The organism is Aequorivita sp. IT1183 (assembly GCF_058068265.1).
On sequence record NZ_JBYRHS010000006.1, the window covers coordinates 157882 to 177188 of the forward strand.

General features: G+C 37.0%; 18 protein-coding genes. 12 read left to right on the forward strand and 6 right to left on the reverse strand.

Annotated elements, in window-relative coordinates; genetic code table 11:
- Positions 1-77 precede the first annotated feature (77 nt).
- The 10 genes from AC3RVF_RS13395 (at position 78) to AC3RVF_RS13440 (ending at position 12736) form a co-directional block, all read left to right on the forward strand.
- Complete coding sequence (locus AC3RVF_RS13395; protein WP_489691736.1) at positions 78-761, forward strand: ABC transporter ATP-binding protein; 684 nt, start codon at positions 78-80, stop codon at positions 759-761.
- A gap of 108 nt (positions 762-869) precedes the next feature.
- Positions 870-1046, forward strand: coding sequence for a hypothetical protein (locus AC3RVF_RS13400; RefSeq protein WP_489693578.1), 177 nt, complete (start codon positions 870-872; stop codon positions 1044-1046).
- 92 nt (positions 1047-1138) lie between these two features.
- Positions 1139-1714: a cob(I)yrinic acid a,c-diamide adenosyltransferase gene (locus AC3RVF_RS13405; RefSeq protein ID WP_489691738.1), complete on the forward strand. Its 576-nt coding sequence runs from the start codon at positions 1139-1141 to the stop codon at positions 1712-1714.
- A gap of 181 nt (positions 1715-1895) precedes the next feature.
- Positions 1896-2117, forward strand: a complete 222-nt coding sequence (locus AC3RVF_RS13410) for a DUF2795 domain-containing protein (RefSeq protein ID WP_014782927.1) — start codon at positions 1896-1898, stop codon at positions 2115-2117.
- Between the two features lie 249 nt (positions 2118-2366).
- Positions 2367-5726, forward strand: a complete 3360-nt coding sequence (gene secA, locus AC3RVF_RS13415) for a preprotein translocase subunit SecA (RefSeq protein WP_489693579.1) — start codon at positions 2367-2369, stop codon at positions 5724-5726.
- Between the two features lie 151 nt (positions 5727-5877).
- Entirely contained in the window at positions 5878-6531 is a 654-nt protein-coding gene (locus AC3RVF_RS13420) for a DUF1579 domain-containing protein (protein ID WP_489693580.1), read from the forward strand.
- A 117-nt stretch (positions 6532-6648) separates the two neighbouring features.
- Positions 6649-7125, forward strand: coding sequence for a DUF4199 domain-containing protein (locus AC3RVF_RS13425; protein WP_489691741.1), 477 nt, complete (start codon positions 6649-6651; stop codon positions 7123-7125).
- Between the two features lie 176 nt (positions 7126-7301).
- A complete protein-coding gene (locus tag AC3RVF_RS13430; protein ID WP_489693581.1) occupies positions 7302-8789 on the forward strand; it encodes a helix-turn-helix domain-containing protein in 1488 nt (495 codons plus the stop codon).
- Positions 8773-9900, forward strand: coding sequence for a tetratricopeptide repeat protein (locus AC3RVF_RS13435; RefSeq protein WP_489693582.1), 1128 nt, complete (start codon positions 8773-8775; stop codon positions 9898-9900). The genes AC3RVF_RS13430 and AC3RVF_RS13435 overlap by 17 nt, the downstream gene beginning before the upstream one ends.
- A gap of 184 nt (positions 9901-10084) precedes the next feature.
- Complete coding sequence (locus AC3RVF_RS13440; protein WP_489693583.1) at positions 10085-12736, forward strand: YCF48-related protein; 2652 nt, start codon at positions 10085-10087, stop codon at positions 12734-12736.
- A 247-nt stretch (positions 12737-12983) separates the two neighbouring features.
- On the opposite strand, the gene AC3RVF_RS13445 is transcribed toward AC3RVF_RS13440, so the two are convergent.
- Genes AC3RVF_RS13445 through AC3RVF_RS13455 form a run of 3 tightly spaced genes read right to left on the reverse strand, consistent with a single transcriptional unit; the run spans position 12984 to position 15520 of the window.
- On the reverse strand, positions 12984-14420 hold the full coding sequence (locus AC3RVF_RS13445; RefSeq protein WP_489693584.1) for a DUF4097 family beta strand repeat-containing protein: 1437 nt from the start codon (positions 14418-14420) through the stop codon (positions 12984-12986).
- Positions 14371-14991, reverse strand: a complete 621-nt coding sequence (locus tag AC3RVF_RS13450; protein ID WP_489693585.1) for a hypothetical protein — start codon at positions 14989-14991, stop codon at positions 14371-14373. The genes AC3RVF_RS13445 and AC3RVF_RS13450 overlap by 50 nt, the downstream gene beginning before the upstream one ends.
- Positions 14975-15520, reverse strand: a complete 546-nt coding sequence (locus tag AC3RVF_RS13455) for an RNA polymerase sigma factor (protein ID WP_489693586.1) — start codon at positions 15518-15520, stop codon at positions 14975-14977. The genes AC3RVF_RS13450 and AC3RVF_RS13455 overlap by 17 nt, the downstream gene beginning before the upstream one ends.
- A gap of 148 nt (positions 15521-15668) precedes the next feature.
- On the opposite strand from AC3RVF_RS13455, the gene AC3RVF_RS13460 reads away from it, so the two are divergent.
- Complete coding sequence (locus AC3RVF_RS13460) at positions 15669-16190, forward strand: DUF2383 domain-containing protein (protein WP_489691748.1); 522 nt, start codon at positions 15669-15671, stop codon at positions 16188-16190.
- A gap of 49 nt (positions 16191-16239) precedes the next feature.
- Here AC3RVF_RS13460 and AC3RVF_RS13465 read toward each other — a convergent pair whose 3' ends face one another.
- A complete protein-coding gene (locus tag AC3RVF_RS13465) occupies positions 16240-16668 on the reverse strand; it encodes an organic hydroperoxide resistance protein (protein ID WP_489691749.1) in 429 nt (142 codons plus the stop codon).
- Positions 16669-16762: 94 nt separating this feature from the next.
- On the opposite strand from AC3RVF_RS13465, the gene meaB reads away from it, so the two are divergent.
- On the forward strand, positions 16763-17845 hold the full coding sequence (meaB, locus tag AC3RVF_RS13470; protein ID WP_489691750.1) for a methylmalonyl Co-A mutase-associated GTPase MeaB: 1083 nt from the start codon (positions 16763-16765) through the stop codon (positions 17843-17845).
- Positions 17846-17851: 6 nt separating this feature from the next.
- On the opposite strand, the gene AC3RVF_RS13475 is transcribed toward meaB, so the two are convergent.
- Both AC3RVF_RS13475 and AC3RVF_RS13480 read right to left on the reverse strand, forming a co-directional pair.
- Positions 17852-18553 carry a DUF1003 domain-containing protein gene (locus tag AC3RVF_RS13475; protein WP_489691751.1) on the reverse strand — a complete coding sequence of 234 codons (702 nt, stop codon included), beginning with the start codon at positions 18551-18553 and terminating at the stop codon, positions 17852-17854.
- Between the two features lie 10 nt (positions 18554-18563).
- On the reverse strand, positions 18564-19304 hold the full coding sequence (locus tag AC3RVF_RS13480; RefSeq protein WP_489693587.1) for a COG4705 family protein: 741 nt from the start codon (positions 19302-19304) through the stop codon (positions 18564-18566).
- Positions 19305-19307 lie beyond the last annotated feature (3 nt).

Consider the following 19307-nt stretch of genomic DNA (forward strand, 5'->3'; position numbering starts at 1 on the left):
TGTGATTTATTTGAAATTTATTTGTTTGTAACATCCCTCGTACCTTTGCGTCCTATAGCATATATTGAAAAACACCTATGAGTTTACTAATTAAAATTCGAAATATAACTAGAGATTTCCCACTTGGCAACGAAGTTGTAAAAGTCTTAAAAGGAATTGATCTGGACATTCAACGTGGCGAATATGTTGCGTTAATGGGGCCTTCCGGTTCTGGAAAATCTACATTAATGAACCTTTTAGGATGTTTAGACACGCCTACTTCGGGTAGTTATGAACTTAATGGGCACGATGTAAGCAATATGACGGATGATGAATTAGCTGAAATTCGAAACAAAGAAATAGGCTTCGTTTTTCAAACCTTCAATCTGCTCCCACGCACCACTGCGCTGGAAAATGTAGCATTACCAATGGTTTATGCAGGCGCCTCAAAAAGCGACCGTACCGAACGGGCAAAACAAGTTTTAACAGATGTTGGCTTGGCAGACCGAATGGATCATAAACCCAATCAACTCTCTGGTGGACAACGCCAACGTGTTGCCGTAGGTAGAGCATTGGTTAACAAACCCTCGATTATTCTTGCTGATGAGCCCACGGGAAATTTAGATTCTAAAACTTCAGAAGAAATAATGAATCTTTTTGGTGATATTCATAAAGCAGGAAACACCGTAATTCTAGTTACCCACGAAGAGGAAATCGCCAAAAATGCACACCGAATCATTCGTCTTCGCGATGGAATAGTAGAGAGCGATACTAGAAAATAAGTTGCAGTCGGCAGTAGCAGTTGACAATTTTAAAGATTCGAAAAAGCTTTTCTCTTTATTCTTAGAAAAAGTTTTCGTTCTTTCCTCTTCATCTTTTATATTTGAAAAATGAATTTTGACCTTTCAAACCCCATCGTTTTAATAATTAGCGGAATTCTTCTGTTAGCCATTCTTTATTTTTGGAACAAACGTAACGCCACCAATCTGCGCCAACGAAAGAACAAAAATTTCAGAAGTAGTTATTACGAACGAAAAAAAGATCGAGAGAAGGGAAGTGGGCAGTGAGCAGTTGCAGTTGGCAGTAATTTCATTGTAATATTCCTAGGGTTATTCGTAAATTTGTTTAAAATCTCATTCCTCAAAATCACACAACGGTTATGAAAATATATACTAAAACCGGAGATGCTGGAACCACGGCACTTTTTGGCGGCACCCGCGTTCCTAAGCACAACATGCGCATTGAAAGTTACGGAACAGTAGACGAACTAAATTCGCACCTCGGTTTAATTCGCACACAAGATATAGATCCACGAAGCAAGGAAATACTAATTTCTATCCAAGACAGACTGTTTACCCTTGGCGCTATTTTAGCCACAGATCCTGCAAAAGCAACCTTGAAAAGTGGGAAGGAGCGTCTCAATATTCCGAAAATTGAAGAAAAGGATATCACGCTCTTAGAAAATGAAATGGATATAATGAACGATGCGCTACCACCAATGACGCATTTTATATTACCAGGTGGAAATTCCACCGTGTCATATTGTCACATTGCACGCACAGTTTGCCGACGTGCAGAACGAAGAGCAACGCTTTTAAATGAAAATGAGCCAATTGACGAAAAAGTACTCATGTATTTAAACCGACTATCTGACTACCTATTTGTGCTGGCACGGAAGTTGTCTAAAGATCAGAACGCGGAAGAGACACAATGGATTCCTGAAAAACTAGGATAGTTTTCTGGAAATAGAAGAAAAACAGCACTTTAGCTTAAATTACTTATTAACAACCTCGTTTGTAATCATCTGATTATCAACACACAAAAAACGTTCTTTAAAATACAGCAGAAATAATTCGGATTTTACTTGACTTTTTGATCTAAAAAATTACTTTTGCAGAAAATTAAACCTAAGTGCTATGTACTGGACATTAGAATTAGCATCCTATTTAAGCGATGCACCCTGGCCCGCAACAAAAGATGAATTGATTGATTACGCGATCAGGACTGGTGCCCCACTAGAAGTAGTGGAAAACCTTCAGGCAATCGAAGACGAGGGAGACTCCTATGACTCTATTGAAGAGATCTGGGCAGATTATCCTACAGACGACGATTATCTCTGGAACGAGGATGAATATTAATCCCAAGATTTTGGGAAACATTTAAAAAATAATATAAAAAGTCTCTTTTAGGAGGCTTTTTTTTATTTAAAAATTATTGAAAATGAAAAACACGAATACACGATAATTGCATAATTATTCGTGTATTCGTGGTGGAAAAAAAATGGATGTCTGGTCGATCACAGTCGAGACCTATTTTACCATCCGTAACTAAAACAAAATTGACAAAACAGTGCTGCCAAGCAACACTTCAAAATAAATTTACACATCATGGGAATATTAGATAATGTACTTAAAGTTTTTGTTGGCGATAAATCAAAAAAAGATATTGGTATTATCCAGCCGCTAGTAAATGAAGTAAAAAAACACGAAGCTGTAATCGAAAAACTTTCCCACGATGAGCTTAGGGCAAAGACAGCTTATTTCAAAAAAGAAATTAAAGATGCCCAAAAAGTGGTGCAAGACCGAATTGATGAACTCGAAAAACTATCTGAGACTGAACAAGACATCAATAAAAAAGAAGATAATTACAACGAAATAGACAAATTAAAGGAAGAGCGCTACGAAATTGAAAAAGCGACCCTTACTAAAATACTTCCCGAAGCTTTTGCAGTAATGAAAGAAACTGCAAAGCGTTTTAAGCACAACCCAACACTTACGGTTACTGCAACCGCATATGACCGCGAAATTTCCGCAGATAAAGGTTATGTAACCCTTGAAGACGAAAAAGCCATCTGGCAAAACTCTTGGGATGCCGCAGGAAAACCCATTACTTGGGATATGGTTCATTACGACGTTCAGCTTATTGGTGGGGTTGCACTTCACGAAGGAAAAGTTGCCGAAATGCATACAGGGGAAGGAAAAACTTTGGTTGCTACACTGCCAATGTATTTAAACGCCCTTGCCGGAAACGGTGTTCACCTTGTAACGGTTAACGACTATCTTGCAAGACGTGATAGCGCGTGGATGGCACCACTTTTCGAGTTTCATGGAATGACGGTAGATTGTATCGATAATCACCGCCCAAATTCTGAATCACGTAGAAAAGCTTATTTATCTGATATAACTTACGGAACCAACAACGAATTTGGTTTCGATTACCTGCGCGATAATATGGCACATTCGCCAAACGATCTTGTACAGCGCCCACACCACTACGCAATTGTGGATGAGGTGGATTCGGTTTTAATTGATGATGCACGTACGCCACTAATTATTTCTGGACCAGTACCAGAAGGCGATCGCCACGAATTCAACGAACTTAAACCAAAAATTAACGATATAGTTGAAGTTCAGAAAAAATATTTAACCGGAGTTTTATCGGAAGCAAAAAAACTTATTAAAGAAGGCGACCATAAAGAAGGTGGTTTTCAATTACTACGTGTTTTCCGCGGTTTACCGAAAAACAAAGCCTTGATAAAATATCTTTCGGAAGAAGGTGTAAAACAAATTCTTCAGAAAACTGAAAATCATTACATGAGCGATAACAATCGCGAAATGCCGAAGGTTGATGCTGAGCTTTATTTTGTAATTGATGAGAAAAATAACCAAATAGAACTTTCTGATAAAGGGGTAGATTATCTATCTGGCGAAGGAGATCCAGAATTCTTCGTAATGCCAGAAATTGGAAACGAAATAGCCCAAATAGAAAAGCAAGGTCTTCCTACTGAAAAAGAAGTAGAATTAAAAGAAGAGCTTTTCCGTGAATTTTCTGTAAAAAGTGAACGTATTCACACAATGAATCAGCTTTTGAAAGCGTACACGCTTTTCGAAAAAGATGATCAATATGTGGTGATGGATAACAAAGTAATGATTGTAGATGAGCAAACCGGTCGTATTATGGACGGTCGCCGCTACAGTGACGGACTTCACCAAGCAATTGAAGCAAAAGAGGATGTGAAGATTGAAGCAATGACCCAAACATTTGCAACGGTTACACTTCAGAATTACTTCCGTATGTACAACAAACTTTCGGGAATGACGGGTACTGCAGTTACGGAAGCTGGTGAACTTTGGGAAATCTACAAACTGGATGTGGTTGAAATTCCAACCAACCGTCCAATTGCACGTTTCGATAGAGAAGATAAAATTTATAAAACCAAACGCGAAAAATACAATGCCGTTGGTGAAGAAGTTGTAGCGCTTTCACGAGCAGGAAGACCAGTACTTATTGGTACAACTTCTGTAGAAATTTCAGAATTACTTAGCCGTATGTTGAGTATCCGAAATATTCCACACAACGTATTGAACGCGAAACTTCACAAACGCGAGGCAGATATTGTTGCCGAAGCAGGAAAAAGCGGAATCGTAACCATAGCCACAAACATGGCGGGTCGTGGTACGGATATTAAACTAAGCGAAGAAGTTAAAAAAGCTGGCGGACTTGCAATTGTAGGTACAGAACGTCACGATTCACGACGTGTAGACAGACAGTTACGTGGTCGTAGTGGTCGTCAAGGCGATCCAGGAAGCTCACAATTTTATGTTTCTTTGGAAGACAACTTGATGCGTCTCTTCGGAAGTGATCGAATTGCCAAAATGATGGACCGTATGGGCTTGAAAGAAGGCGAAGTGATTCAGCACTCTATGATTTCGAAATCTATTGAGCGTGCGCAGAAAAAAGTAGAAGAAAACAACTTTGGTATTCGTAAAAGATTGCTTGAGTATGATGATGTTATGAATGCGCAGCGTGAAGTAGTTTACAAACGTCGCTACCACGCATTATTCGGCGATCGTCTACGCGTAGATATTGCGAATATGATTTTTGATACTTCAGAAGTAATTGCCGAGAGTAATAAAATGGCGCAGGATTACAAGAATCTTGAGTTCGAATTAATACGTTTCTTCTCCATGAGTTGCCCTATTTCTGAAAAGGAATTCGATAAAATGGACAGCACGGAAATTGCAGGAAAAATTTATAAAGCAGCGTTTATTCACTATCAAAATAAGATGGAGCGTAATGCTGAAATGGCTTTCCCAGTTATTAAAAATGTTTACGAAACTCAGAAAGACAAATACAAACGTATTCTTGTTCCTTTTACAGACGGCGTAAAAACATTGAACGTTGCTACCGATCTTGAAAAAGCGTACGAAACCAATGGAAAGCAATTGGTAAATGACTTCGAGAAAAACATCACTTTAGCAATTATTGATGATGCTTGGAAAACGCATTTACGCAAAATGGACGAATTGAAACAATCTGTTCAGCTTGCAGTTCACGAACAAAAAGATCCGTTGCTTATCTATAAGTTTGAAGCTTTTGAACTTTTTAAAGCGATGATTGAAAAAGTGAATAAAGATGTTGTTTCATTCCTGTTTAAAGGTGAATTGCCAGAGGAAAACCAACAACAAATTCAAGAAGCAAGAGAGGTAAAACGAAAAGAAAACTTAAGCGAGCAGAAAGACGAAATCCCGAATTTGGATGAACGTTCTTCACAATCTAGAGCTGCTGGAAATACACAACCTCAGCGTCAGCAGATAACGGAAACCATTACTCGCGAGCGCCCAAAGATTAACCGCAACGATAAAGTGACTATAAAAAATGTTATGAGCGGTGAAAACAAAGAGATGAAATTCAAGCAAGCAATTCCGTTGTTAGACAAAGGAGATTGGGTACTTGTGGATGAATAGAAAGTTTATATTTTAAATATTTCAACCCCTTACAGTAAAAAACCGTAAGGGGTTTTGATTTACATACCTACCTTTAACTTTATAATATGCTATCTTTTTTATAGCTTTTTTCATAACTTAGTTCTCTGTAACAACCTTAAATTCAACGATTATGAAAAAATTATTAATTCTGTTATCAGTCGCTTCACTTTGTTTTGTATCCTGTAAAGATGAAAATAAGGAAGCTATGGAAGCCGAAACCACAGTTGTAGCAGACACTACTGCTACTGAAGAACCCGAGATGATTGCGGAACCAATGGATTCCGTTGCCATGCAAAAAGCTTGGGAAGCCTATATGACGCCTGGCGAAGTTCACAAAAAAATGGCTGCCGATGAAGGCAAATGGAATGACGAACTCACTTTTTGGATGGGTCCCGATGCTCCGCCAGAAAAAGCAACTGCAACTGAAAATATAAAAATGATATTGGGCGGCCGTTATCAAGTTGGCACCACCACTGGAGAAATGATGGGCATGCCCTTTGAGGGGCGCTCGACCCTTGCTTACGACAATGCTAGCAATGAATATATTTCTACTTGGATTGACAATATGGGCACTGGTTTGGCTGTAATGCGCGGAAAATATGATGCGGCTAGTAAATCTACAACACTAACCGGCACCATGGTAGACCCCATGACGGGAAAAGAAAAGCAGATGAAACAAGTATATACATTTATAGATGACAATACCCGTAAAATGGAAATGTTTGAAATATCTGCGGGTGGTGAAGAAATTAAAAATATGGAAATCGTGATGAAGAGAGCTTAATCTCACTAATATCCATTAAAACTTAAGTCCCGAAGTAAAAAAACTTCGGGATTTTTTTACCCAAAAAAGGCTATCTTTAATAAAAATTGAAATAAAAAGAAATACTATTATACTTCAATGAAAAAACTATACATCGAATTTAAGTGGGCCGTAATTTTCACAATCACGATACTTGCATGGATGCTGCTAGAGAAAACTTTAGGCTGGCACGAAGAGCAAATTGCAGACCATCAATGGCTATCCTTATTATTCGCTCCTTTTTCTATTTTGATGTATTTATTAGCGATGCGCGAAAAAAGAAGACGCGTTTACAATAAAAAAATGACTTGGTTACAAGGTTTTCTTTCAGGGGTAATGCTAAGTGTTTTTGTGGCGCTTCTTTCACCGTTAGCGCAATATATAACACATAATTATATAACTCCCGAATACTTCAATAACGTAATAGAGCACTCAGTTACAAACGATTTAATGACGCGAACCAAGGCAAATGAATATTTCAATATAAACAATTATATATGGCAATCGTTGTTTGGCGCCTTAGGTTTAGGAATTATTACAGCAGCTGTAGTTGCAATTTTTGTGCGGAAAAAATAGATTTAAAAATTTCTTAAATAAGTGCAACTGTTATTTAAAAATTTGAATCCTAAAAAATTAATTTTTATGTACCTTGGTCGCTCATAGTAGTATGTATGCGCTTTTTCTCTATTTTAATAACATTTGTATGCTTCATTACAAACATTTCTGCCCAAAGTAACAAAGATTACAATCAGATGTTGCTAGAGGCGGAAAGCATTCTGTATTCCCAACCCAAAGAGTCGATAAAAATAGCTGAACACTTAATTCAGAATTCAGACAATACACGCTTACGCATTCAGGCATATCTTCATAGTGGGGCTTCATATTATGCTATGGGCAGTTTTAATAATGCCATAAAAGCAAATATTGAAGCAAAAAAACTTGCAGAAACTACGGACGATTTAGAAATGCAGATTATTACAGGCATCTCGTCTATCCACTTGTTAAACCAATTGGGAATGAACCGTGTAGCTGAAGAATATTTACTACAAATCAATACATTAGCTTCTAAAACAAATAATAAAATAATTGCCAATTATTTTAACGCTGGCACCGCGCTTGTAACAGCATACAATGCCATCGAAAATAACAAGCCCAACGAGGTTTTAAGCAATTTTGAAATAGCCAATACCTATTTCGAAAAAATTCCCAATCTCATACTCACAAACGAAACTACCGCTGCTATTATTGAGGCCTATCTAAAAGCTTCAACTATTGATTTGGCAGAACAATACATTCAAACCACACTTCAAAATGCAATTGGTGAACACCCCAATATTTTTTTAAGAATGGTTGCCTTAAACCAATTAGGTAAATTGTATTTTCTGAAAAAAGAATATGAAAAATCGCTTACCTCCTATCAAACTGCGTTAGAAATTTCTCAGCAACTAAGCAACAAACCCTACCAATCTAGAATCATCGAAGGACTTTCAACCACTTATTTAGCTTTAGACGAAGCTTCTCTTTTTTATTCCAATAGAACCGAAAGCGGACAAGTGGCAAATGAAGTGGAAATTGAAGAAGACAAAGCAATAAATTCTATTTACAACTACATAAACGATAACCACACCGAACGATGGGATTCCGTAAAAAAAATGTACCAACGCAATCTTTTAATTTTAAGTGGCGTTTTATCTCTCATTTTGCTTACTTGGTTAATTTTAAGATATCGATACAGCAATAGAGCGAGACAATACGAGAATTTTATCAGTTATTTTGAAAACAAGAAAAAAACGGCGGAAACAATTCCTGTAAAAGAAGTTTCAAAAAGTTTAAATATTCCAAAGGAAACGGAAGATGCAATTGTTCAAAAGCTAAAACAATTCGAAAATTCGAAACAATATACAAAGCAAGATATGTCTCTTGCTATGTTGGCTTCGCACTTTGACACCAACACCAAATATCTTTCAGAAATAATCAATTCGCATAAAAATAAAAATTTCAATAGTTATATCAACGAGCTGCGTATAAATTATATAACCGATAAACTTAAAAACAACAGAACCTACTTACACTACAAAATTAGCTATTTGGCCGAAGAGAGTGGCTTTTCGTCGCACAGTAGTTTTGCAACCGTTTTTAAAGCGGTTACAGGAATACCTCCAACTGTATTCATAGAACTTTTAAGAACTAAAAAATCAGCTTCAAAAGCTTTTGCAGAACAGTATGAGGAAGCAGACTAAATATACATTTCTATTATTTTTGATAAGCTTTTTCCTGCTTATACACACTGCCCATGCTCAACAAGAAGTGGACAGTATTTTGGTAAAGGCCAATAAGCAGATTTATGAAAATCCTGACCTGGCAATTTCTCTTGCGCAGGAAGCGTATAATTATCCGAATGTTTTAGTTAAGAATAAAGTAAATTCTTTACTAACCATCTCAACTGCTTATTCTTCAAAAAGAGATTACAATAAATCTTCAGAATATGTAGAAAAAATAAAAGAGCTTTTTCCAAAAATTAAGAATGACCGCTTGCGAATGAATATTCTAAATAGAATTGCGGGTCATTACCAAGAACTTCAGATTTATGACAAGGCAATTGAATATTTAGATGAAGCATTAATACTGATTGAAAAGTACCCGGCTCAAGATTCCGTCCAGCCATTTTTGGGGTATAATGCTACTATGCGAGGTTTTATTTACAGAGAACAAATGAACTGCGATATTGCTCTTACTTATTTCAATAAGGCAATAGAGGCTTACAAAAAGACACTACAAGAACACGTAAAAAATGCCAACTTAAGTATTTGTTATTACAACAAGGGCAATTGTTTATTATCAATGACGAAAACTGTAGAAGCAAAGGCCAGTTATTTAAGCTCCATAGCGTATGCACAAAATGCAGAAGCAAAAAGTTTAATAGCCTTTGGTAAAAAAGGCTTAGCTGAAGTATTTACTTTAGAAGGAAATTACAAAGAAGCCATTTCACTTTTAAACAATGCCACCGCTATTTCTGAAAGTGTGGGCGATCTAATTTTGAATAAAGGACTTTACGATGGATTGTCTAATAATTATCTGGCATTGCACGATTGGAACAATTACATACTTTTTCACAATAAATTTCTGGCCTTGCAACAAGAGACCAAAAATTCAGAAAGAAAAACCGTCAATCAATCATTAGTAAATCTAACCGAAATCAAAGCTAAAGAAATTGATCAGTTAGAAATGTTTTATAAACCTTTTCAGATAGGTTTATTAATTTTTATAGTTATTGCGCTTTTAATTTTACTTCGGTTAGTCTTTTCTGAGGAGAAAAAATTGAAAGAACTTCAAAAAAAGCTTAAAAATTAGGCTACAAAAGCTATTTATCTCTCCAATTTAAAAATTTTCACAAAATCAACTTAAGCGCTTAATCAACAGTGTTTTATGGTTGTTTTTCCCTTTCAAATTTCGTGAATTTTAAAAGATAGTTCCTTTTATTATAGTATTAGCTGCCATACTTTAGCGGTAACATAAATCAATAAAACTTTTCAAAATGAAAAAAACATTTTTACTTCTTTTATTCTTTTGCACTATTGGGACAGCCACAATGTTTGCCCAATTTGAGGTGAAGCCCACATTTTTTGAAACACAAGATGTTTCAAACACAGGAGTGGTTTCAGGGTACGAAAATCAAGCAGGCCCATATTCATTATGGACTCCCGAAACAAATTCATTCGAAGAAATTGGCGGTGCCGCACCTGGTTTAGGTGGAGGTGGTTCTGCAGAATTTTCTGATGACGGAAACTTCCTATCAGGAACAAGCTATGTTACTGACACAGATCCTACAGCTTGGGAAAAATTAAATGTTGGTTTTGACTACATAATTAGAGATATTGAATTTCCGGGAGGTAGTGATTTTACTGCCTTTGCAATAGGCGAATCATTAACTTATAATGGTGATGGAATAATATTGACAACTACTGATGCTGGAGCTACTTGGACCGAACTTTGGTCAGGAATAGACCAAGGCTTGGAAGCTATGAGCTTTCCTACCCCTTGGACTGGATATGTTGGGGGCTGGAATCAATATTTTGCAAAAACTGAAGATGGCGGAAATACTTGGACGCAACAAACTCCAATTCCAGATGCATATATCTACACAGGAATTGAATTTAAAGATGATTGGAATGGCGTTGTTACTGCGCAAACCGATACTGGTATGGCAGTATATACTACCAACGATGGTGGGACTACTTGGGTTGAAGGTTCAGGCTTAGCAGCGATTCCTTATAAATTAACTTATGTTGAAGGTGATACCTATTTCTTAGTAACTAATGCAGGGCAGATTCAAAAATCTACCAATAATGGCGCAACTTGGAGCACAGTTTATACTACTCCCGGAAATGCTATTTTGGTTGGAATTGCTTTCAACGATGCTATGAATGGAATTGCAACAGCAGATAGCGATGTATATAGAACCACTGATGGTGGTGCAACCTGGACAGGACAAGAAGTAATTGAAGGAGTAATTTGGCGTGATGCAGCTTGGTTAGACGATGATAATGTAGTTATAGTAGGAACACCAGAAATTATTGCTGAATCTACAGATGGTGGCGCTACGTGGCCAACAAACAATCTTGGCACTACTACCTTTAGCGAGGCACTTTATGACATTGTTTATACACCAAATGGTACCGGTTATATTGTTGGCGCGCATGGTGTAATGTTCAAAAAACTTCCAGAGAACGTCACTTATACTGAACAATCAATGTATAGTATAGTAAACAATGAATGGACTGTAATGGGAAGTTTTGGAATTAATGTTGACTCAAGCAGAAGCTCAGGTTACGATATTTCTGATGATGGCTCAACTATAGTAGGACTTTCATATGTTGTAAAAACACCCGGTGTACCTGGATCTCCCGCTCACGCTACAGCTTGGACAGCTGCAACTGGTTTAATAGATTTAGGAAGTCTTTATTCTAATATTAACAGAAGTACACGTGCAAACGCTGTAAACGGAGATGGAAGTGTTATTGTAGGCTGGCAAGATTTTAACGGCCCGTGGAAAGCTGCCGTATGGAGAAAAGACGTTAATGGCGATTATTTACCAAACGAATATTTATTAGTAGATCCTGCTGGAGATCCAAATGATGAATACAATCAATTAGGAGAAGCCAAAGCAGTTTCTGCAGACGGAATCTGGATAGCTGGTGATGGTGATTACGCTAACAATAATGAGCCTTGGAGATGGAGCGAAGCTACAGGATATGAATCATTAGGTACTTTGTCTGCTGGTGCCTCAGGTGTTGTAACAGACATGAGCGCTGATGGTAGTAGAATAGTTGGCTTTTTTAATGTAGGACCTTGGGATCCAATGATTCCTTTCATCTGGACTGAATCAACCGGTATCGTTGAGTTTAACTCCTTTGTTACAGAAACATTGGGAATTACAATGAGTGCTAGTCCAATATGGTCTGTAACTTCAATATCTGCGAACGGAAAATACGTTGTTGGTTGGGGATACGATCCAACTATTGGCCCATGGGGCGATATTTTTACTTACAGAGTTGAAATGCCAGGAGTACCAACTAATGATGGTTGCGTAGAAGCAATTGAACTAGCTTGCGGCGATCTTGTTACAAACTCAACTATTTTTGGAACTGATTCTGGCGGAAACGCATCTCCAGATGTATTTTATTCATACACTGGAAACGGTATTGCAGAAACGATTATACTTAATGCTTGTGGTCCAGACACCAACTTTCCAACAACGGTTAGAGTTTATAGTGATTGTACGCTTACCACTCAAATTGCATTCAACGACAGTTCTTGCGTAAACCAACCAGAACTTGAATTTCAGTCTGATGGAACTAGTACATATATTATAATGATCGAAGGTTATGATGACACAAAAGCAGGCAATTTCCAATTAGAACTTACTTGTGATGTTATGGGTGTTAATGATAATCAATTAACCGGAGTAGCTTTATATCCAAACCCTGTAACAGATATATTACAAATTTCAGCAAAAACCGAAATCTCTTCAGTTGAAATTTATAATATCAACGGTCAACAATTGATGAGTAAAACACTAAATGCCGTTCACGGTGAAATCGATTTAAATTCTTTATCAACAGGTATTTATTTTGCTAGAGTTTTATCAAACAACACTGTTGGAACTTTCAAAATCATAAAAAACTAATTTTTAGTTAATAGGTAATTCTTTTCATAGTTAATTTGTTTATTTAAGCCCCGCCTCCAATTATTTGGGGGCGGTGGTATTAAATAACGCTGCTCTGGATTAGTGCCTTCCCTATTTCAAATTAAAAGTGGTTAAACAATGGTCAACACTCCCTAATTCTTAGTTCATTTAAAAACCCGCCTCATTTTTTGGAGCGGGTTTTCTTTTGAAATAAATACGAGAGTAAATTTTAAACCATACTTTATTTTTATTGAAGTGAAACATTGCTATAATTGGAGTTAATCGTAATGGTTTTATTAGACCCGTTATTTTGATTAAACCCTTTCACCAATACCCTATCTGCACTTTTTGATTCTTTAAGTTGAAGTGATTTTGGGTATTTTAAAGTAGATTTATTTCCTGTGAAATAAAACGAAAATGCACCCGCCGGAACTTTCACGCGTGCATCCGTATTTTCTAAACGGATGTCTAAAGTTTCAAAACTATCGGCAACCTTATCGATTCGCAAATCGCCAAACGAACCAGATAGAAAAGCTTGGTTTGAAATATTCCCTATCCGCACATCGCTGGAATTAGCTTGCAGATTTATATTTTGAACGTTTTCAATTCTACAGTTGTCCACATACTTTACGTTTAAAACCCCTTGTTTCCAAACATTAACCGTCACCGGCGCATAAGCAGCATTGATGAGAGTTTGCCCCCCATCAATACTGTTTGCCGTAAATGGCGTATAATTTAAATTGGCTTTTACATTGTTAGCATCTGCCATTTTTAACACGCCATGGCGAATGTTTACATCTGTTTTGGTATTCTTCGGCACACGTATAATTATAGTTCTTTTTACATTGCTACTATTAACGTTGTTACCGTTTCCTTGAATAGTTACAGATGTACCGTTAGGCGATTTTGTAACGGTTTTTGAATAATTACCGCCTTCCTTTTCTGCGTTTCTTTCCATTTCGCTAGCCCAAGCCTCCATTTTACTTCCGTATTCTTCGCCCCAAGCTTCCATGCGTTTCCCGAAGTTTTCACCCCAAGCTTCCATCTTTTTACCGTAGGCATCGCCAATGCTATCGGCCCTTTTTTCGTCCCACGAATTTTCAAAACTTTTGCCCCATTCCTCCATTCGCTTTTCAAAATTCTTTCCGAATTTTTTATCCATTTGGGCTTCAAATTTCTTCATATAACCCTTTTCATCCTTTTTAAAAGCTTCATAATCAAACTGAATATTGCCAATATTCTCAAGTAAATCTTTGGGTAGCGGTGGCACCTTTATATTTTGGATCATCGGCATAACCATATCTTCCATCAGCGGACCAATAAAATCCATTGAAGGCATATCAGTCATCGCAAAACTTTGGTTTGATACGTTGGAGTTTATACTTACTTTTTTACTATTGCCCGAAACATCCAGCTTCCAGTTTTTCATTTGTTGCTCCCTTTCACTTTCTGAAAGGTTTTCGCCCTCAATAAAAGCTTCAACTTCAACTTTATTTTTGTTCCAAGTTTCAAAAATGACGTTTGTAAAAGAAGTATTCACAGAAACTTCCACGTTATCGTTTACGTTGAAGCTCTCCACATATTTTTTTTGCGAATAGCCAAAGGCAGAAACCAGTAACAGTACGATAATGGCACTACGATTGTATAGCTTTAAATTCTTCATTATTTTGAGTTTTAAGTTCATTTAATTTGTTTTTTAGTTTGAACAGCAAATCCAAACGCAATTTCAAATTATCAATCAAGGCAGTAACGGAGGCTTCGGTGGGGCCAAAGTTGCTCAGTTCGGCATTAAGCGAATTGTATTCTCTGTCAAGTTCTGCAAGCCGCTGCATATAGCCGTCTACCACATCTCTGTTGTCTTCGGTTATTTTAAGGGAAGCCAGTTGCACGTTAATGCCAGTCATATAATATTCTTCGATTTTTTTAAGATTTGGCGAAATATCTGCCAATGTAAGTTTTGGAGCCTCGGTGTTCACCACATTTTCGGGAGTATTTTCAACTATAGAATTATTTGGGTTTTCAGAAATTACCGAACCATTTTTTGACAATTGTAGGTATCCGAAAAAGCCAACTGACAGAAAAACCACAAGTATTGCAGCTATTTTCAACCAAGGAATTGAAGCGGCTTTTTCTTTAGAAATAGTTTCTACAAACGCCTTGTCAAGTTTATCCTCAAAACGAGCCCGATGCCCTTCCCGAAGATTGACATTCTTAGGTTCATAATTTTCAAACATTTTTTTAATATCCCGTCCCATAACGCAAGTGTTTTAGTTTTTCTTTCAATTTCGTTTTCCCCCGATGTAAATATGTGCGTGAAGCATTTTCAGAAATCTGCAGTATTTCTGAAATTTCCTGATGATCGTACCCTTCCAATAAAAATAGCTTTACCGTAAGTCTGTAATTTTCTGGCAAGGTTTCAATCGCGGCCAACACTTCCGAAATGGTAGCTTCATCAGCAATCGTCCAATCAGAACTTTCATCAACCATTGTAAAAACCTCATCGTTTAAAGATTGCAATTCCATCTTTTTACTCTTTATAGTATCAAGGCAGGTATTTATTACGATGCGTTTTAGCCAAGCTCCAAAAGTTACCTCGCCATTAAATTGACTCAGTTTTTTGAATGCTTTAATAAAGGCCTCCTGCATTGCGTCTTCCGCGGCCGCGGTGTCTCTTAAATACCTGTTGGCTATTATAAACATACCATCGCAATATTTGCCGTAAAGTGCTATTTGCGCTTTCCGGTCACAGTGTTTACATTGTTCTATTAATAGTAAATCTGACAAACTAGATGGTTTTTTGGTTGCTGTTCAATTAAAAGACGACATAAATTACAAGATGTTTCAAAATTGACTTAAATTTTTATGAAATATTTGAGAATTACGGTTTTATAATGACTCATAATTATATTAACTTTGGTGAAATTGTATAACTATGAAAAAGAATTACGCCGATTTTGATAAACTAAACCGTTTGTTAGTAGCCTGTTTCGAAGCAGAAAAACTTTACTACAACGCCGCACTCGATGCGCAAACAACGGACTTAAAACGATTTTTAAACTATATGGCCGTCGAGCGAAACCGGATGAGCCACGATATTTCAAACGAACTCCACTCGCGAGATATTGAACCTTTAAAACAAGATTCCGAAAAAGGAAATATTGATCGTACTTGGCAGGAAATAAAAGATGCTTTGGAGCATTTTGATGCGGTTGCTATTGTAAATTCTTGCATAAATCGCGACCGTAATAATATAAAAAGATACGATGAACTTCTGGAACGTAAGCAATTACCAGATAGTACACTGGAAATTCTTCAAAAACAAAAGTATCAATTAGAATGGTACATAAAACAAGCTGCACAACAGCCAAAGAAAAGCCCTTTCGTAGCTGTAAAAAGCGAAGATTCTAATAAAGAGAATCAAGGGGGAAAAGTAATTGACCTCAAAGCAATGTAAAATAATAAAGCCCCGATTACGGGGCTTTATTTATTGATAAAATTCTTAACTATTCATCTAAAAGAAGATTCAAAGTTACTGTTATATTATCGCGAGTGGCACGAGAATAAGGACATACTTCGTGGGCCTCGTTTACTAACTTCTCCCCTGTTTCTACATCTACACCAGGTAAATAGCAGTCTAAGGTAGCACGCAGTTGTAAATCGCCGTCTTTAGTTTTTCCGATTTCAATATTAGCCGTTACGCTCATATCGTCACCCAATTTAATTTTTTTACTTTCTGCTACTAATTGCACAGCACTTCCAAAACAAGCTGCATATGCACTTCCAAAAAGTTGCTCTGGATTGGTGCCTTTTCCGCCATCACCGCCAAGACCTTTTGGTACAGACAGGTCCATATTAATTTTTCCGTCCTCTGATTTTACGTGGCCTTTTCTTCCGCCTTCAGCAGTGGAAGAAGCTTCATATAAGATTTTCATTTTTTTCTGAATTTTAAAATTATTAATTTTCAAGATACTACCTAAAACTCGTTTCTTAAAGAACATATTCATAAAATTGTCCTAAATTCACGCTGTGGCAGACACCAAAAAAAATACTAGCGCATTAAACGAAAAAAAAGGCGTTTCGCAACCTAACACGATAAATGAAAAGGTTGCTGAAAGGCACAAGATTTTAAAAAATAAATCTCCTTCAACTCAAGAATTGGTTTCAGCAATCTTAGCGCATAACCAAGCTTCCCTTAGTCGAGCTATTACTATTATTGAAAGCACCGCTCAAAAACATCAACAGCAGGCAAAGGACATTATTGAACAATGTTTGCCGCACGCCAATCGCTCGGTACGCATTGGTATTACAGGAGTTCCGGGAGTAGGCAAAAGCACATTTATTGAAAGCTTCGGAAAATTTTTAGTTGCTCAAGGGAAAAAAGTCGCAGTGCTAACGGTAGATCCTAGTAGCAGCATTAGCAGAGGCAGCATTCTTGGTGATAAAACTAGAATGGAAGAACTTGTTAAAGAACCCAATGCATTTATACGTCCCTCGGCTAGTGGCGATACTTTGGGTGGAGTGGCACGAAAAACCCGAGAATCAATTATACTATGCGAAGCTACAGGTTTTGATGTAATCTTGATTGAAACTGTTGGTGTTGGTCAAAGTGAAACTGCGGTACATTCCATGACCGATTTCTTTCTATTGCTAAAACTTGCTGGTGCGGGCGATGAGTTGCAAGGTATAAAACGCGGCATTATGGAAATGGCAGACTCCATCGTAATCAACAAAGCAGATGGCGACAACTTGAAGGCTGCAAGAATGGCTAAAACCGAGTTTAACCGTGCATTGCACCTCTATCCCGCAAAGGAGAATGGTTGGGCACCAAAAACGCTTCTTTGTAGTGCATTAAAAAATGAAGGTATTTCTGAAATATGGGAAGTTGTTTCAAATTATTTTGAAACGGTAAAGAGCAACAGCTATTTTCAGCATAAAAGAAAAGAGCAAAACAAATTCTGGCTAATGCAAACCGTAGAAAGTAGATTGAAAAGTGAGTTCTACGCAAATCCTGAAGTAAAAATAGAGCTTGAAAAACAGTTAAAAGCCTTGGACGAAAATAGAACCACTCCTTTTGAAGCTGCAGAGAAATTACTTTCTATTAAAAATTAAAACAGTTTATTTCTTATTTAACTGCTTCATAATATCTTCCATCATTTCCACTTGTACTTGCTGAATGTTTAGTAATTCCTGTTGCTGGTGTATAATTAAATGGTCCAGTTTTTCGTGAAGCATGCGTATTTCCAACTCAGATTTTAAATTAATCATATAATCTTGTTTGGATCGCTCGCGGTCTTTTTCCTCTTGCCGGTTTTGACTCATCATAATTACTGGAGCCTGCAATGCTGCCAAGCATGAAAGAATTAAATTCAGTAGAATAAATGGATACGGATCAAAAGGTTTGCTCGCTAAAAAAATTATATTAATACACATCCAGACTAGGATGAAAACCCCAAACATGATTATAAATCTCCAACTGCCACCAAAACTTGCAATCTTATCTGCCAATCGTTGTCCGTAAGTAAATTTAACTAACGCTTCATCTAAAATAATTTTTGAAGAAAGTGTTTCCTGATTTTGGATGGTTTCCAAAACATCCTTTTCAAGTTCACCCAATTCACCCACTTCATTGAGTAAATATTCTGAAATGTATTTTTGTCGGTATTGATTTAATTCTGAAATAGAAACGTGACTGTTATGGTTAAAAGAAGGATGCTCCTTTTTTATCAAATCGAAAATAGCTTTTCGAATAGTCTTGGCATGCATTTTTTCGGTTTCGGGAAATTCTTTACCAGAAATGCTGCTTACGAATGTTTTCATTATTTCTCATTTAAGTTAATGCCTTCTCCCTTTGTAGTTTCACTGTTGCATAAATAATGAGAATTACCAATACAGCGAAAAGTACAGCAGACGAGCCAATTGTACCCAAATCAAAACCACCTTTATCTGCAGATTTGGTGAGTAAATCTCCAAAGGTAGCGCCAAAAGGTCTCGTTAATACAAAAGCTATCCAAAACAAAATTATATGCGAGATTTTAGTGAAATAATACAGAAGCGCAGTGGCAAGTATAAGCAGACCAATCAATAATGCGCCTCCGCCAAAACCTAGCCCCGAGTCATCTGCCAAATAATCGCCAAGTGCCGTTCCCAAAGTGTTTGAGATTAAAATGGTAATCCAATAAAACATTTCTGGCCTAAAGTTTTTAATATCTGTTACCGAAAGTGAGCCTTCACTTTTATACCAAATAAAAAGCATTGAAATTAGCATTATGCTTAATATCAGCGCGCCCGTGGCATAGCCTAAGCCCAAAGTGCGATCCATAAAATCAGACATCGTTGTGCCAGCAGTACTTGTGGCGAGAATAACTAACCAATACAAAATAGGAATGTATTTTATTGCATTCAACTGCGCTACTAACGTAACTATAAAAGCAGCAATCAAAATTATGGAACTAAGCCCGTAACCAATATTGAAGGTCATCGATAACATGTCGCCAGCGGTTTCTCCCAAAGTGGTTGCGCAAATTTTCATAATCCAAAATATAAGCGTCACTTCTGCTACTTTTTTCATCTT

Excerpts from the sequence above, each read along its gene's own strand:
- AC3RVF_RS13460 (WP_489691748.1), top strand. The coding sequence starts at position 15,669 with ATGAAAAAGAATTACGCCGATTTTGATAAACTAAACCGTTTGTTAGTA.
- secA (WP_489693579.1), top strand. The coding sequence starts at position 2,367 with ATGGGAATATTAGATAATGTACTTAAAGTTTTTGTTGGCGATAAATCA.
- AC3RVF_RS13450 (WP_489693585.1), bottom strand. The coding sequence starts at position 14,991 with ATGGGACGGGATATTAAAAAAATGTTTGAAAATTATGAACCTAAGAAT.
- AC3RVF_RS13410 (WP_014782927.1), top strand. The coding sequence starts at position 1,896 with ATGTACTGGACATTAGAATTAGCATCCTATTTAAGCGATGCACCCTGG.
- AC3RVF_RS13465 (WP_489691749.1), bottom strand. The coding sequence starts at position 16,668 with ATGAAAATCTTATATGAAGCTTCTTCCACTGCTGAAGGCGGAAGAAAA.
- AC3RVF_RS13430 (WP_489693581.1), top strand. The coding sequence starts at position 7,302 with ATGTTGCTAGAGGCGGAAAGCATTCTGTATTCCCAACCCAAAGAGTCG.
- AC3RVF_RS13440 (WP_489693583.1), top strand. The coding sequence starts at position 10,085 with ATGAAAAAAACATTTTTACTTCTTTTATTCTTTTGCACTATTGGGACA.
- AC3RVF_RS13475 (WP_489691751.1), bottom strand. The coding sequence starts at position 18,553 with ATGAAAACATTCGTAAGCAGCATTTCTGGTAAAGAATTTCCCGAAACC.
- AC3RVF_RS13435 (WP_489693582.1), top strand. The coding sequence starts at position 8,773 with ATGAGGAAGCAGACTAAATATACATTTCTATTATTTTTGATAAGCTTT.
- AC3RVF_RS13405 (WP_489691738.1), top strand. The coding sequence starts at position 1,139 with ATGAAAATATATACTAAAACCGGAGATGCTGGAACCACGGCACTTTTT.
- AC3RVF_RS13445 (WP_489693584.1), bottom strand. The coding sequence starts at position 14,420 with ATGAACTTAAAACTCAAAATAATGAAGAATTTAAAGCTATACAATCGT.
- AC3RVF_RS13420 (WP_489693580.1), top strand. The coding sequence starts at position 5,878 with ATGAAAAAATTATTAATTCTGTTATCAGTCGCTTCACTTTGTTTTGTA.
- AC3RVF_RS13395 (WP_489691736.1), top strand. The coding sequence starts at position 78 with ATGAGTTTACTAATTAAAATTCGAAATATAACTAGAGATTTCCCACTT.
- AC3RVF_RS13400 (WP_489693578.1), top strand. The coding sequence starts at position 870 with ATGAATTTTGACCTTTCAAACCCCATCGTTTTAATAATTAGCGGAATT.
- AC3RVF_RS13425 (WP_489691741.1), top strand. The coding sequence starts at position 6,649 with ATGAAAAAACTATACATCGAATTTAAGTGGGCCGTAATTTTCACAATC.
- AC3RVF_RS13480 (WP_489693587.1), bottom strand. The coding sequence starts at position 19,304 with ATGAAAAAAGTAGCAGAAGTGACGCTTATATTTTGGATTATGAAAATT.